The sequence below is a fragment of the Corynebacterium felinum genome (assembly GCF_030408755.1).
Taxonomy (GTDB): Bacteria; Actinomycetota; Actinomycetes; order Mycobacteriales; family Mycobacteriaceae; genus Corynebacterium; species Corynebacterium felinum.
Genome location: NZ_CP047209.1, coordinates 2,806,481 through 2,821,539, shown reverse-complemented (window position 1 = coordinate 2,821,539; position 15,059 = coordinate 2,806,481). Strand labels below are relative to the sequence as shown.

The following is a 15,059-nucleotide window of genomic DNA, read 5'->3' as shown; positions in this document are numbered from 1 at the left end:
TCACTTCGATTTTCTTGGAGGATGACACATGCCAATCGCAACTCCTGAGGTATACAACGAGATGCTCAATCGCGCGAAGGAAGGTGGCTTTGCTTTCCCCGCGATTAACTGCACCTCTTCCGAGACCATCAATGCGGCGCTGCGTGGTTTCGCTGAGGCGGAGTCTGACGGTATCATTCAGTTCTCTACCGGTGGTGCGGAGTTCGGTTCCGGCCTGTCTGTCAAGAATAAAGTTGCGGGCGCATGCGCACTGGCTGCTTTCGCACACGAGGCTGCTAAGCACTACGGAATCAACGTTGCGCTGCACACCGATCACTGCCAGAAGGAAGTTCTGGACGAGTACGTACGCCCACTGATCGCCATTTCGCAGGAGCGCGTCGACCGCGGCGAACTGCCACTGTTCCAGTCCCACATGTGGGATGGTTCCGCTATCCACATCGACGAAAACCTGGTTATCGCTCAGGAGTTGCTGGAGAAGGCACGCAAGGCCAACATCATTCTTGAGGTTGAGATTGGTGTTGTTGGCGGTGAAGAGGATGGCGTTGAGGCGAAGGCCGGCGCAAACCTGTACACCTCCCCTGAGGATTTTGCTAAGACCATTGATGCTCTCGGCGTCGGCGAGAATGGCCGCTACCTGCTGGCTGCTACCTTCGGTAACGTGCATGGTGTGTACAAGCCAGGCAACGTGAAGCTGCGCCCAGAGGTGCTGCTTGAGGGCCAGAAGGTTGCTCGTGAGAAGCTTGGTTTGGGCGACGATGCTCTCCCATTCGATTTCGTGTTCCACGGTGGTTCCGGCTCCGAGAAGGAGAAGATTGAGGAAGCACTGCGTTACGGCGTTATTAAGATGAACGTGGACACTGACACCCAGTACGCATTCACCCGTCCGATCGTGGGCCACATGTTCACCAACTATGATGGTGTGCTCAAGATTGATGGTGAGGTTGGTAATAAGAAGACCTACGATCCTCGTTCCTACCTGAAGAAGGCGGAGCAGGGCATGGCTGATCGTGTTGTTGAGGCGTGCCAGGATCTTCGTTCTGTTGGCACTACTGTGAGCAAGTAAGTGCGTCGTTTGTAACATTCCTTGCTTGAGAAAAGGTTGAAACTCCCCGTAGCACGCGTGCGTGGCTGCGGGGGTTTTGCTATAGCAGGAAGTGCGTAACGGTTTCCATATAGCTCTTTAGCCTGAGATTGAAGTAAAACTGTAAGCCTATGAATCCTTCACCTTCCGCAGCTACTACCCGCGCCCTTAATAGGGTTCGTGAGGGTATGCAGCGCCTTCAAGTCCACTGGTTTTATATTGTGCAGGCCGGTATTGCTGCCGGTTTGTCTTATTGGGTTGGTTTGCACCTGTTTGGTCACCAGCATCCATTCTTCGCGCCGATGGCCACGGTTATTGTGCTCTCAACGACAGGTGGTGAGCGTTTCCGCCGCGCCGTGGAATTGGTTGTTGGCGTGAGCGTGGGCGTTGGCTTGGGTGATCTGATGATCGCCGGCTTTGGCACGGGCGTGTGGCAGATCGCTATCGGTGTGACCTTGGCAATTACCGTGGGCACTTTCTTGGATAAGGGTGTGCTGGTGGCTAACCAGGCGGCTTTTGCCGCCATATTGGTGGCAACGATTCTGCCGCCGTCGACCTCGGGTGGAACTGATCGCATGGTGGATGCGTTCATTGGCGGTATGGTTGGTTTGATCGTGATTGCACTGTTGCCGGAGTCGCCGTTGAAGCAGGGGCGTAAAGAGGTGTCGCGTCTGCTGGGTATTACTTCGACTGTGCTGCATGAGGTGGCGCAGGCGCTGAAGGATAATGATGAGCGTGCGATTCGTCGCGCCTTGCAGAATGCCCGCGGTACTCAGGGCGTGATTAACAATATGATTGCTGCGGCGCGTGCGGGTGAGGAGAATTTGACGTTTTCGCCGTTGATGTGGCGTCAGCGTCATAAGATTCGCTCGTTGAAGCGGATTTTGAATCCGGTGGATAATGCGATTCGCAATACGCGCGTGTTGGCGCGTCGTGCTCTGGTTTTAGCTGAGGATAAGGATGAGGTATCAGCTGAGCAGATCCTGATTATCGAGGAGTTGTCGCAGGTGGCTCATGAGTTGCATGTGTTGTTCCAGGGCACTGATTCTTCGCACACGCAGATTCCTGAGCTGGTGCGCCGCTTGCGGGTTTTGGGTGGCCAGGCGGGGCTGGACGTGGCTGAGGGCCGGGTGTTGAGTGCGCAAATGATTTTGGGGCAGTCGCGCTCGATTATTGTGGATTTACTGCAGATTTGTGGGTTGAGTCGCCGCAGCGGGATTGCGATTTTGCGTCCAACTTCGCAAACGCCAGGCCAGCCGCCGGAGTTGTGGCTCGATGAGGATGACACCGACGATACTGTGTAATCACAGTAAAAAGCGTGCGGGAGGATGTGTGATCTTCCCGCACGCTTTTTAGATGCGGCGTACAGCTTGGAGGTCACGCAGGTGCCGGTAGAAGGTCACGCGGGTGACAGGCCGTGGGCGCGACACACCGTCGATGGTGATGGTGAGGTTTTCCCCACCGGCTTGCAGCGCGCGCCCGGTGGCGAGGCTGTGCGGGTCGGCGGTGCCGTGGCTTAAGTTGCGGCGGAAAAAGCCGCGGGCAACGGGTTCGCGCGGGGTGTTGAGGATGACTGCGGCGATGCCGGGCTGGTCGAGCATGGCGACGAGTCGTGCGCCGAAGATGCCGATCACGGGGTTGCGTTTGCCGGATTGGTGGCGCAGCAGGACGTGGTCGTCGACGATGATTTCGGCGGTGATTTCTTTGTTGTCTTTGTCGGTGACTGATGCTTGGCCGACAACGGCGATGGCGGCGTCGTCACGTATGAGCGGGGTGGGTTGTGCGGGGGCGGTGAAGGCGAAGGTTGCGGCGTCGTCGTCGAGCCCCCAGCTGCGGGCGACGGGGCTTGTTGTGTCGGTGGGGATGTAGGCAACTTCCGCCCAGAGTGTATCCGCACGCATCAGTCGCGTGACGACGGCGGATAAGGCGGCGTCACTACCGATGACGATGACCCGAAGCGGTGTGGGCAAAAACTGTGCTTGGGGTGCAGGTTGGGGTGCGCCCAGATGCGCCACATCCGGCTGCTTGGCAATATCGTCCAAGCTGGGTGTGGGGTCTTCGGGCAGGATGGCGCGGGTGATGGTGTCGAGTTGTTTCAGCTCAGCGCGACTGGGGATGGCGCCAAGCTGAAACACATCGATATTTTCGCCGCGAACCGGCAGGCTGTCAGGCGTGTCGACGCCGCAGCAAAGGACAACATAACGCATACGGTCGGCAGTTTAGTTTTTGTCCGTTTCGTCGCGTGGGATATCGAAGTGCAGTTCAACCTCGGACTCGGAATCGGTGGGCACAACGAACTGGTTGGTCAGTTCGTTGAAGAACTGCAAGGTGGTGGCGATACCGCAGTGGAAGAACTGCTGGATTTGGGCGTCGGTTGCGCCGTGCTCAAGATCGGTGTTGAGCTCCGCCTGAACACCTACTACACCGTCATCGTTGACAGTGACGTAAGTCTTTGGCCACAGCTTGGTGCGGTTCCATTCGTTGCAGAATTCGATCAGTGGTGCGCGACCTTCGATCGGGCTGGTAATTTTCCATGCACCACGAATAGCGAAGATTTCGCGCTTTGCGCCGGTGGCGAGAAGCATGAAGCTGTTTTCTTCAAATCCGGTGTAGATGTCGCCATCATCATCGGTGGTGAAGTTATAGCCTTGGCTTTTTAAGTACTCGGCGACGCGTTCGATATTAAAAGGGGAAAGTTCAGACACTGCTTGTTCTTTCTGTCAACGGCGGCCACTCAACAAAAATTTTGCTCGTGGCAATACACACAGGTGGCCGCACAGTTTTTACTAACCTCACCTATTGTACAAGCTTGATACCATCGTTAGCCCCTATGGTGGGCTCATTGTGCGAAGGTGTGCATGTGAGTTTTACTTATGCGCGCGAGTGTGCTGTGGGGATCAAAAGTGGGTGGGGGTGTGTACTAGGCGCGGGGCGGGGTGTGGGTTGGTGTGATGGGGGAGTGTGGACACACCCTTAGTTGACACGAGCGTGTAGCTGCTATGCTATTTCACAAGCGTTGTGACCGCGCTCACCTAGTGGTTGTTTGGGGCTGCTGGATTGGTGGGGATTAAAGGGAAAGGTGAAAACTATGCGACGCATCTGGGCACTCATAGTGGCTTCTGGGCTGGCACTTGGGGTGGTGTCTGTTCCTAGTGGGGCGAGCGAAAATGCCACGGGGCGCAAATTGGAGCGCTTAAGCATTGAAATTCAGATTGAAGGAAACCCGCCACTGCCTGCCGGACATCTTTTTGAAATCCCAGTAACCTGCACTACTGCATCCGTGTACAACCAGCCAGGGCTTGAGCCCTGGATTGCTGAAGCTGTGTACAAAGTCAGGATTCCGGCAGGACTAACTCGCACTAACTATGCCTTTATCGGTGGCACGGAATGTTCCACCACAGGTGTGGTGGAACCGCTGCCTGCAGTGCTGGCGGGTGAATGGACTGTAAACCAAACGATAACGCCTGCTCTTTTCTCCGCGGCGCTGGATCAGGTGGTTGAACCCCTGCGGGTCAGGGTGGCGTATACCAAGAAAGTCCCTATTATTCCGCCTCCTGAGCCATCACTGATTCCCACGATTGCCCCAACCCCAAGCCCAACGCTGATCCCAGCACCCACCACGAGTTCCGCGGAATTCTTCCCAGACTCTTCGGATGGTTCTCATTCTTTTGCATACTGGCGCACAGTGATCATGGCAATCCTTCGGATCATTGGGCTAGAACATCTGGTGAGGTTCATTGGTCGTTGGATGAGTGAAATTGTCGCTAGGTGAGTGAGATTCAGCGGAGCTATTCGCAGTTGCCATTGTTTCTTCTCACCGGCTAGGTTGCTGGCGACGTCGAAAAGCTTAAGCCCGGGGCGGGAAAGCGCGACCATGATTGCATTCAAGATTAGGAGAAAACCCGTACCCTGCATGTACAATGGTGAAACGTCTGTGTTCACCTCGGTAGATGAGGTGGGCGCGTAAAGCAAAAGTATAAGTCTTTAAGGACGTGCAAAATGGCAGCAATCGTGATTGTCGGCGCCCAGTGGGGCGATGAAGGCAAAGGCAAAGCCACCGATATTCTTGGCGGTTTGGTTGACTACGTAGTCAAGCCAAACGGCGGCAACAACGCAGGCCACACAGTGGTCGTGGGTGGCGAAAAATACGAACTGAAGCTGCTCCCCGCGGGTGTGCTTTCGGAAAATGCAACCCCAATTCTGGGCAACGGTGTGGTGATCAACCTCGAAGCCCTGTTTGAAGAAATCGACGGCCTCGAAGCCCGCGGCGCTGACGCCTCCCGCCTACGCATTTCTGCCAACGCGCACCTCGTAGCCCCCTACCACCAGGTTCTCGACCGGGTACAGGAGCGCTTCTTGGGCAAGCGAGCAATCGGCACCACCGGCCGCGGCATTGGCCCCACCTATGCCGACAAAGTGTCGCGCGTGGGCATCCGAGTGCAAGACATCTTCGACGAGTCCATTCTGCGCCAAAAGATCGAATCCGCACTCGATGTGAAAAACCAAATCTTGGTAAAGATGTACAACCGCCAGGCAATTGTTGCCGAGGAAATTGTGCAGTACTTCCTGAGCTACGCTGAGCGCCTGCGCCCCATGATGATCGACGCTGAGCTCGTCCTCAACCGTGCACTCGATGAGGGCAAGCATGTGCTCATGGAGGGTGGCCAGGCCACCATGCTCGATGTTGATCATGGCACCTACCCATTCGTGACCTCCTCCAACCCGACTGCGGGCGGCGCGTGCGTGGGCTCAGGTGTTGGCCCAACCCGTATCACCAGCTCTTTGGGCATTATTAAGGCATACACCACGCGTGTCGGTGCTGGCCCGTTCCCCACCGAGTTGTTTGATAAGTGGGGCGAGTTCCTGCAAACCACAGGTGGTGAGGTTGGTGTGAACACTGGCCGTAAGCGTCGTTGTGGCTGGTACGATTCGGTGATTGCTCGCTACGCCTCGCGCGTGAATGGTTTCACGGATCTGTTCCTGACCAAGCTGGACGTGCTCACTGGTATCGGTGAGATCCCGATCTGTGTGGCTTATGATGTTGACGGTGTGCGTCACGATGAGATGCCGCTCACCCAGTCGGAGTTCCACCACGCAACGCCTATTTATGAGACGATGCCTGCGTGGGATGAGGATATTACTGACTGCAAGACTTTCGACGAGCTTCCTGAGAAGGCGCAGGCGTATGTGCGCCGCCTTGAGGAGCTGTCCGGCTGCCGCATCTCTTATATCGGCGTTGGTCCTGGTCGCGACCAGACGATCGTGCTGCACGATGTGATGGACAGCTAAAAATAGTTCATCAAAGCCCTGTGTGTTCGCGTGAATATGCAGGGTTTTGTGCATTGCTGAGCGTATCGACGCCGCCACACACCCCCACCCGTATTCCTGCGGTATGCTGTGGGGTTGCTGTGGGAAAGATGCATAAGTCTGTGCGCATTGAAGATCGGAGCTGTGTGTCAGGGGAGGGGAAAACTGTGTTTTGCTGAAGGAAGAATCCCTGCTGCGGTGCGCTGGTGCTGGTGCGCTGCGAGGTGGGGAAGAATCGAGAGGATGCGGGAGGGAAAAGTGCTTGCGGCGATGGTAGTCACGGGTTGGGAAGTATATCCTTACGTTGCATTTTATTCCTATAGTCGTAGCAATAGCGGTAGCTGGACTGTGGAGTTGTAAGGGTTGGGTCGGGGGTGGAATTCAGTGTGGGCGGGGGTGAAATCGAGGCGCAGCCGGGACAAGTTTCTTAAATTGTTGCCAAAGTTAAGATTTTAAGTACACCGTTATTTATCTAAGTAACAGAACGCTATATCAAATCACGTTTTCATAACTTCTTAAGTTGAACTGTGTGGTGGAGTCAAAAGAGACAGCTGATATCAGACAAATGTGGGTGGGCTTTGGTCAAACTTGAGTAGGTATCAACATATGGTGTGGGGGTGGAGAGTGGTGCTGCCGTGCTGGGGTTATGCTCAATAAGCTGGGGTTTTAGGTTCTGAGGGATGCTCTGCAGGTGTTTGTGGGGTGAATAAAAGAACACGGGCTACTGCTGGTGAACAATCTTAACTATTGCTTATGTTCGGGGTGTTGTGGGGTGCGTGAGTGTAAAAAAATACTGGAATGTCTGGGGTAGTTGGGCGGATAAATCTTCTTGAAAATTACCTATTGCTGAACTTAATCTTTGGGTGTAGTGGCAGCTCATGGGCGGAATATTAGTTTGCGCATAGAGTGTGTTTTTTATTTGTTCACAAAATCAGTAGAAATCTTAAAATGAAGGAGGTGGCTGCCAATGGGGCAGCTGTCAACCCTACGTATGCGTGAGATGCTCCGATTGTGCGCAGTTGTGGTCACGCTCACGTTAGTTGGGTCCTTGCTTGTGGTGCTCAACCCAGCACACGCAGGCGCACAGGCATCGTCAGCGCCAACGGGCGTTAACCGCACCGCAGACTTTGCAACGAAGATTGATGTTCGGCACAAGGGGAAAAAGCCGGGCGAAACCGGGACGCTTGAGGCCGGTTCGATTTTTAACCTCGACTTTTATTGGGCAGTAGGGGAAAAAGAACTGCCGGAACCTGGCGATTATATGCAGGTGACCTTCCCGGAGTGGATGTCGCCTTATGGCAGGGGCATCATTAGTGCAGGCCCGTACACAGATTGCTCCTATGATCCGCGCAAGAATGTTAACGGTAAAATTACCCCAGCGGTTTTGACCTGTGTCTTTACTGATGCTGTGCGTGGTGAGAATAACCGCAATGTGCACGGTGATGTGCACATGGAAATTTCTGCTGTGGCTACAGACACGCCGGAGACCATTCAGTGGGGCTTGTCCACCCACAATGTGGTGGAGTTGCTAACCGGTAATCCAGATTCCGAAATTGGTACCCGTGATTGGCAACCAGGTGGGCCAAATCAGCCGAATATGAAACGTGGCTGGTTCTCCAGCGAGTTCACATCCGATGGTGTGCGCTACCAGCAGGTTTTGTGGTCCTTGGTGTTTAAAGGCACCGGCGGTGATGTCAAAGTGCACGATAAGCTTGGCGATGTCACTATCAACGATCCTGTAGCAGGTACGATCACCGTGCCACAGTTCTTCGCACCTAGCGGTAAGGGCGGTGGGTTCACCATTGCGCGCCGTAAAGAGAATGTGAAGGGTCACTGGGGTCTGATTCCGACGGATAAAGATAATACGGAATGCCGTGTCGATGGCAGCATGGTGAATTTCCCAGACGCACGTTGTGCTGAACTGATTGCTAACGTTCGTGTAACCAAAGAAAAAGCAGTCAATCAGCCGCAGGGTGTCGAGGAAGTTGTGGTGATCGACGAAGGGCTGGGTCAGCCCACCGATGAGCAGAACAACGAATTCACCATTACTGTTCGCAACACCAAGAACGATCACTACTATCGTTTTGCCATGTACACCTGGATCCCAGCTGAGAAGCTGCCCAAGGATGAGCTTGTTTCCACCACCTTCGCTACCAACACCGCTGAAGTCGATGGCGTAGCAGTCAATACCGATCAAGGTGCGAAGCTGTATCAACGCGCTTGGGGTCGCTCGGTTGGTGAGCCAAATTCCACTCAGGTCATCATTTCTAAGAAGGTTCTCCAAGGTGGCGCTGAGATTTCAAGCGATGAGCTCAAGGAAAAGGTTGCCCGCGAGAAGTTCCCAGTCGATGTGTTTGTTGATGGAGTCAAGCAAGACGATGCCTGCACCACGCTCAGTGTTGCTCATGACTGCAAGATCAAGATCAAGGCCGGACAATCCCTGAAACTAGTGGAGCCAAAGCCTGCTGATTCCGATTGGGCGGTGTGGAAAGACGGCGTATTTAGCGTGCCACCGGCTGCTGTTCAGGAATCCGGCAAGGACCCAGCATCGAAAATCACCCTCGAAGGCAATACTCTGACCATTGCTAAGGGTGAGGGTGGCGATCTGATCAACGTTCTTATCACCAACGATTTTGGCCTTACCGGCCAGGTGAAGGTAGCTAAGAAGCTTGAAGGTATTGTGGCTACTCCTGTGCCTAGCTTCGATTTCGACTACAGGTGTGTGCACCCAACAGATCAGACGAAGGTGATCAGCGGCACCAAGAAGGTGCTTGCTGATGGCAAGCAGGTTGAGCTGGTGGGCAGTGTTCCCATGGGCTATAAGTGTGTGGTGAAGGAAACTGAAGATAATGCTCAGTTGAACTTCAACCCAGGTTATGTGCTGAAAAACCGTGCACAGAACTGGGAGTTCACGGTCACCGAAGTAAATAACGCGCGTGATTTTGTCAACGTGTACGAAAAGCGCGCTGGCAAGATTTCGATTGCCAAGAACGTCGGCCCGGAGATGAAGACCACCGATCACACCTTCAACTTCCGCTACACCTGTGTGGATCCACAGAATGTGGGCGAGACGAAGACTGGCACGAAGGCAGTCGCGGGCAATGGTGCAATGGTGGAGCTGGCTACGGGTATCCCATTTGGCTATAGCTGTACCGTTGAGGAAACTGACGATAAGGCTGCGTTGAACTTCAACCCGAACTTCATCATCGATGCGCCTGCTGCGAATTGGACGTTCACTGTTGATAAGGCTGCGCATGAGCACACCTTTGTCAATCACTACCGTTTGAATAAGGGCAAGGTTGTGGTAGCCAAGAAGCTTGGCGGCGATGCAACAAGCACCGACAAGACCTTCGATGTGAACCTGCGTTGTACTGATCCTGCCGGCCTAGGCCCTGCGATTGTGGTGAAGAAGCCTGTTCCAGGCAATGGTACTGAGGTTGAGCTGGCCAATGAGATTCCGTTTGGTTATGCCTGTGTGGTTGCTGAAACGGATGATAAGAAGCAGCTTGATTTCGATCCAGACAACTTCGTTTTGGATACCCCTGCGGCGAAGTGGGAGTTTGTGGTCAATTCCCCAGTGCATTCTCAGGTGTTGACCAATACCTACCGCAAGCAGGAAGGTAGCTTCACGATCGCGAAGACCACCGCTGGTTTGCTGCCAGGTTTGGGCGCGAATAAGGAATTTGTTTTCGATGTTCGCTGCGATGACGGCCAGAATGCGTCGGTGAAGGTCAAGGGTGATGGCGTGGCTGTTGCTTCGGGTATCACCGCAAAACTTGGCACTACCTGTACCGTGACGGAAAAGCCTGAGGGTGCTGATGTGGTCGGCTTCAACCTCACCTTGCCGGAGCCAAAGACGGTGGAGATTCTTGCCAAGGATCAGGCTGTGACTGTCACCTTCGTGAACAACTACTCCATCATGGGGTGGATCCCACTGGTTGCTGTGGTTGTTCCGTTCTTGGCTGGCGTGTTGAGCGCACTGCCGAACCTGTTCCCTGCGGGCACGGAGCGTGTCTTGTCCAAGACCCCTGAAAGCGCGGCTGTGAAGCCTGGTGATAAGGGCGAGGCGAAGAAGGGCATTGCTTCTCAGGCTGCACCGAAGCAGGAGGCTGCTAAGGGCGCTGGACTGGCTAATACTGGTGCGAGTGTGCTGGGGCTGCTTGCGGTAGCTGTGGCGCTGATCGTGCTCGGTGTTGTGCTGGTTCGTCGGAAGAAGTCCTAAACTCTCAAAACTTCACAAGGTGCTAAGGGAATGTCCACCCTTAGCGCTTGTGGGGTGTTGCGCTAGGTATTTTCGGTGATAAGTGCTAATATCTTCATCGTGCCTAGGGCACATGCTGGCGTAGTTCAATGGCAGAACTTCTGCTTCCCAAGCAGACGGCGCGGGTTCGATTCCCGTCGCCAGCTCCACTCTGAAAATATATGATGAGCTGGGATTATAGTATAAACTATAGTCTCGGCTCATTTTTTATTGTCGCCATAACAGCGCTGTTTTTCAGGCTTGAGGGACAAAATTTCACCCTGTTGTGTCGGCTTTGCTTTTCGACGCCGTTGCTTGCCCTTGCCTTTAGTGCTGTTATTGGGTCACGGGCTGTCGGTGGTGGGTACCAAACTTTGCCGGTGTGTTGGTGCGTAAGTGTCCTGCGCTGTGGGGGTTGGCTCGACTAATATTTACGTCTATGTATACTCCCGATACCATTGGCACTCCGCTTGCGGCGGACTCCACCCGCGTCATGATTTTTGGCAGCGGGGAGCTGGGTAAAGAAGTCGTTATTGCATTTCAGCGCCTTGGCGTGGAGGTGCATGCGGTTGACCGCTACGAGCATGCCCCCGCGCAGCAGGTGGCTCACTTTAGTTACACCATTGATATGACTGATGCCGAGGCGGTAAGGGAATTGGTAGCGTATGTGCGCCCTGACTACATTGTGCCTGAGATTGAGGCACTGGCCACCGATATTTTGGGGGAGATTGAACAGGCAGGGGTCACGGTGATTCCCACGGCGCGGGCAACTCAACTGACCATGGATCGGGAGGGGATTCGTCGTCTCGCGAACGAACAGTTGGGGCTTCCAACTAGCGCGTATCGTTTTGCATCAAATTTTGATCAGTATGTGGAGGCGATTGCTGCGTTGGGTTTCCCTTGTGTGGTCAAGCCGTTGATGAGTTCTTCCGGTAAGGGGCAGTCGGTGTTGCGCGGCCCAGATGATGTGGCTGCGGCGTGGGATTATGCGCAAACAGGTGGGCATACAGTGCAGGCACCGGGTGCGGGTTCGAAGAAGGTGATTGTGGAACGCTATGTCACCTTTGATTATGAGATTACGCTGCTGACCGTGCGTTCCATTGATCCGGTGACTGGTGAGGATGCGACTTGGTTCTGTGAGCCGATTGGGCATAAGCAGCACGAGGGCGATTATGTGGAAAGCTGGCAGCCAGCCCGCATGAGTCAGGTGGCGTTGGAAAATGCCCGCAGCGTGGCTGCTCGGATCACCAATGCTTTGGGTGGTCGGGGTGTGTTTGGTGTGGAGCTGTTTGTGGCCGGCGATGATGTTTACTTCTCTGAGGTGTCGCCGCGCCCGCACGATACGGGAATGGTGACCATGGCGTCGCAACGCTTCAGCGAGTTCGAGCTGCATGCGCGCGCTATTTTGGGCTTGCCTATCGACGTCACCCTCACCTCCCCGGGTGCCTCAGCGGTGATCTATGGTGGGTGTGAGTCAGCGGCGGTGCGCTTTGGTGGGTTGAGTCAGGCGCTGGCGGTGCCGGAAACGGATGTGCGCTTGTTTGGTAAACCGAACGCGCATATGCGCAGGCGCATGGGGGTGGCGTTATCGACTGCCCCGGATGTGGCGCAGGCGCGTGAGCGGGCGCGAAGTGCAGCGGCCGCGATTACAGTGCACGCGTGTAAGGAACACTAGGAAAAGAACACGTCCTTATCCCTGGGGGTGAGAACGGGATAAGGACGTGGAAGGGTTTGTGTTCTTTAGTTTTCACTGCGTGGGGTGACTGGGGGTTGTGCCGACCAGGGGAAGACAATCCACTCGTCGGTGTGCTTCCACACAAAGTCCGGCTGCACGATGGTGCGCGACTTTGCGTAAATGCAGGCAGTTTTCACTTCAGCACCTTGTTCTTTGAGCAGCTCGATCACGAGCGCGAGGGTGCGACCGGAGTCGGCAACATCGTCAACAACCAGTAGACGCTTGCCCCTGATGGAGTTGGTGTCGAGCAGTGGCTCCAGCAGGATGGGATCGGGGAGGGTTTGGTGCACGTCGGTGTAGAATTCCACGTTCATGGCGTCGGAGAGTTTCACACCCAGCGAGTAGGATAATGCGCCGGCGGGGACGAGGCCACCGCGGGCAACGGCGATGATGATTTCAGGGTCGAATCCGGAGTCGGCGATAGTTTGTGCCAATTCGCGGTTGGCATCGCCGAAGCCCTCCCAAGTGAGGACCTCTTTGTGGATGAGTTCAGCGGAGTCTGCGTGGTAAGCCATAGAATCACTCTACTGTGTTTCTAAATGACTTCACTAAATCAGCGCTTTTCAGCAGCATAGGAATATGCTCTACCCCATCCCAGTCGAAGTTGTGCCCGCAGCGGACAAAACCGAAGTCGCCATAAAACTTTTCTTGGGCTACCTGCGCTTCCAAGTAGACATCCCAATCGGGGTGCTGTTCGAAGGCATAACGCAAGGTTTGGTGCATCAGTTCTTTGCCCAAGCCTTGGCCGCGGTGGTTTTTGCGCACCACGACACGCCCGAGGTGGTAGCGCCCGTTTTCGGGATAGATACGCGCGCAGGCGATAAGTTCTTTATCGGCAATGGTGTAGGTTTGCACGTGCATGGTGCTATCGAGCGCGTCGGTGTCGTCGATTTCGGCGTAGGGGCATTGTTGTTCGTGGACAAAGACATCGACTCTGAGCTTGTACAGTTGGTGTACTTCGCGGGGGTTGAGTCGGTGCAAAGGGTCGAAGGCATAGTACAAAGACGGTGACATAAGAGTCCAGACTACCTGCAAGTGGTGGGGTAGGGTCTGTGATTTTTTCAAATAAGCCGAGGTTAAGGTCTCATTTAACTAACTAGAGTGTTTGTTTAAGCACAACATTATCTAGTGCCGTCTGCCTACCAAAGATGTGGGGTGCACATAGCACTATCGCCCCCTTGAACACCACGAACACCGCAGATGCCGGTGTTGTGGAGCATAGGGGGCGATAAAGTGTGCGGGCGAAAAGTGTTTATGCGTCGTGGCGTGCGTGGGAAACCATGTCGTCCCACTCGACGATCTTTTTGCGCTCGCGGCCTTCTGGTGCGCCGAGTTCCCGCTCAGCAGTATCGAGTCGGTGCCAACCATCCCAGGTGGTGTAGGCAATGTTCTTGGCCTTGAGGAAGTCGATGACTGCCTCTAGCTGCGGGGTGTCGGTGGGTTCAAGTTCACCTGCTGCCCAGTCGGCGAGCAGCATTTCGGTGGTTTCTTTCGCATCCGATTTGGTGTTGCCGATCAAACCAACTGGGCCGCGTTTGATCCAGCCGGTGGCGTAAAGCCCTGGGACTTTGTCCCCGGTGTCGGGGTTGATGACGTGTCCGCCGTCGTTGGGGATCACGGCCTTGTTGGCGTCGAAAGGCACGTCTTTAATGGCGTCGGAGCGATAACCCACGGCACGGTAGACGGCTTGCACATCCCAGATGTTGAATTCGCCGGTGCCTACCACACCGCCGTCGCCGTCGAGTTGCATGCGTTCGGTTTTCAGCCCCACAACTTTGCCGTTTTCGCCGAGGATTTCCACGGGGGATTCGAAGAAGTGGATAAATAGTTTGTGCGGTGCGCCTTTGGGGTCGCGCATGGCGTATTGTTCGAGGGTTTGGCACACGAGGTCTTGGGATTTGGAGTCGCGGCGTGCTTGCTCGGATGCGGCATCGTAGTCGATGTCTTCGGGGTTGACCACTACTTCGATGGTGGGGGAGTGGTCGAGTTCTTTGAGCTCAAGCGGGGTGAATTTTGCTTGGGCTGGGCCGCGGCGACCGAATACGTGTACTTCTTTAGCCTTGTTTTCTTTCAAGGAGGCGTAGACGTTGTCGGGGATTTCGGTGACCAGCAACTCGTCGCCGGTCTTGGCCAGGATGCGGGCGACGTCGAGGCCGACGTTACCGACGCCGATGACTGCGACTTTTTCGGCGGAGAGATCCCAGTTGCGTTCGAATTCTGGGTTGCCGTCGTAGAATCCGACGAATTCTGCGGCGCCGTGGGAGCCTTCAAGGTCTTGGCCGGGAATGGTTAGGTCGCGGTCGGCGACTGCCCCGGTTGAGAAAATAATGGCATCGTAGAATTTTTTGAGTTCGCCAACGCTAATTTCCCCGCCGATGTCGACGTTGCCGAGGAAGCGCAGGTTGGGTTTGCTCATGACGTTGTGCAGGGAGTTGACGATGCCTTTGATGCGTGGGTGGTCGGGTGCGACACCGTAGCGGATCAGGCCGAAGGGGGCTGGCATACGCTCAAAAAGGTCAATGTGGACTTCCTGCCCCGATTTCATCAAAAGGTCGGAAGCGTAAATTCCTGCGGGGCCGGCTCCGACAATTGCAACGCGCAACGGGCGTGATTCAGACATCGTGTGTGTTACATCCTTTGGTTTCGTGTGTGGAAAGCGTGGGGCTTAGTGTAGCCATGCTGGTGTGATACTTTAC

General features: G+C 54.9%; 11 protein-coding genes and 1 tRNA gene. 7 read left to right on the top strand and 5 right to left on the bottom strand.

What is annotated here, in order from left to right; translation table 11 throughout:
* Positions 1-28: 28 nt before the first annotated feature.
* Together fbaA and CFELI_RS11840 are read left to right on the top strand one after the other, a co-directional pair.
* Positions 29-1,063 carry a class II fructose-bisphosphate aldolase gene (fbaA, locus tag CFELI_RS11845; RefSeq protein ID WP_277103842.1) on the top strand — a complete coding sequence of 345 codons (1,035 nt, stop codon included), beginning with the start codon at positions 29-31 and terminating at the stop codon, positions 1,061-1,063.
* 149 nt (positions 1,064-1,212) lie between these two features.
* Positions 1,213-2,385, top strand: a complete 1,173-nt coding sequence (locus tag CFELI_RS11840) for an FUSC family protein (protein WP_277103841.1) — start codon at positions 1,213-1,215, stop codon at positions 2,383-2,385.
* Between the two features lie 48 nt (positions 2,386-2,433).
* Here the strand turns inward: CFELI_RS11840 and CFELI_RS11835 are convergent, their stop codons facing one another.
* Entirely contained in the window at positions 2,434-3,288 is an 855-nt protein-coding gene (locus CFELI_RS11835; RefSeq protein ID WP_277103840.1) for a hypothetical protein, read from the bottom strand.
* A 12-nt stretch (positions 3,289-3,300) separates the two neighbouring features.
* Positions 3,301-3,786: a type III secretion system chaperone family protein gene (locus tag CFELI_RS11830; protein WP_277103839.1), complete on the bottom strand. Its 486-nt coding sequence runs from the start codon at positions 3,784-3,786 to the stop codon at positions 3,301-3,303.
* Positions 3,787-4,169: 383 nt separating this feature from the next.
* Here CFELI_RS11830 and CFELI_RS11825 point away from each other — a divergent pair, with 383 nt between their 5' ends.
* The 5 genes from CFELI_RS11825 (at position 4,170) to purT (ending at position 12,303) form a co-directional block, all read left to right on the top strand.
* The gene (locus CFELI_RS11825) at positions 4,170-4,853 is read left to right on the top strand and encodes a hypothetical protein (RefSeq protein ID WP_277103838.1); all 684 of its coding nucleotides are present in this window, start codon (positions 4,170-4,172) and stop codon (positions 4,851-4,853) included.
* Between the two features lie 227 nt (positions 4,854-5,080).
* The gene (locus CFELI_RS11820) at positions 5,081-6,370 is read left to right on the top strand and encodes an adenylosuccinate synthase (protein ID WP_277103837.1); all 1,290 of its coding nucleotides are present in this window, start codon (positions 5,081-5,083) and stop codon (positions 6,368-6,370) included.
* Between the two features lie 985 nt (positions 6,371-7,355).
* On the top strand, positions 7,356-10,610 hold the full coding sequence (locus CFELI_RS11815) for a DUF5979 domain-containing protein (protein ID WP_277103836.1): 3,255 nt from the start codon (positions 7,356-7,358) through the stop codon (positions 10,608-10,610).
* Positions 10,611-10,724: 114 nt separating this feature from the next.
* Positions 10,725-10,798: transfer RNA gene (locus CFELI_RS11810), tRNA-Gly, on the top strand.
* Positions 10,799-11,067: 269 nt separating this feature from the next.
* Positions 11,068-12,303, top strand: coding sequence for a formate-dependent phosphoribosylglycinamide formyltransferase (purT, locus tag CFELI_RS11805; RefSeq protein WP_277103835.1), 1,236 nt, complete (start codon positions 11,068-11,070; stop codon positions 12,301-12,303).
* A gap of 65 nt (positions 12,304-12,368) precedes the next feature.
* Here the strand turns inward: purT and CFELI_RS11800 are convergent, their stop codons facing one another.
* The 3 genes from CFELI_RS11800 to CFELI_RS11790 form a co-directional block, all read right to left on the bottom strand.
* Positions 12,369-12,878 (bottom strand): phosphoribosyltransferase, encoded by a 510-nt coding sequence (locus CFELI_RS11800; RefSeq protein ID WP_277103834.1) that lies wholly within the window; start codon positions 12,876-12,878, stop codon positions 12,369-12,371.
* Positions 12,879-12,882: 4 nt separating this feature from the next.
* Positions 12,883-13,377 carry a GNAT family N-acetyltransferase gene (locus CFELI_RS11795; protein ID WP_277103833.1) on the bottom strand — a complete coding sequence of 165 codons (495 nt, stop codon included), beginning with the start codon at positions 13,375-13,377 and terminating at the stop codon, positions 12,883-12,885.
* 238 nt (positions 13,378-13,615) lie between these two features.
* Entirely contained in the window at positions 13,616-14,983 is a 1,368-nt protein-coding gene (locus tag CFELI_RS11790) for an FAD-dependent oxidoreductase (protein WP_277103832.1), read from the bottom strand.
* Positions 14,984-15,059: the final 76 nt, after the last annotated feature.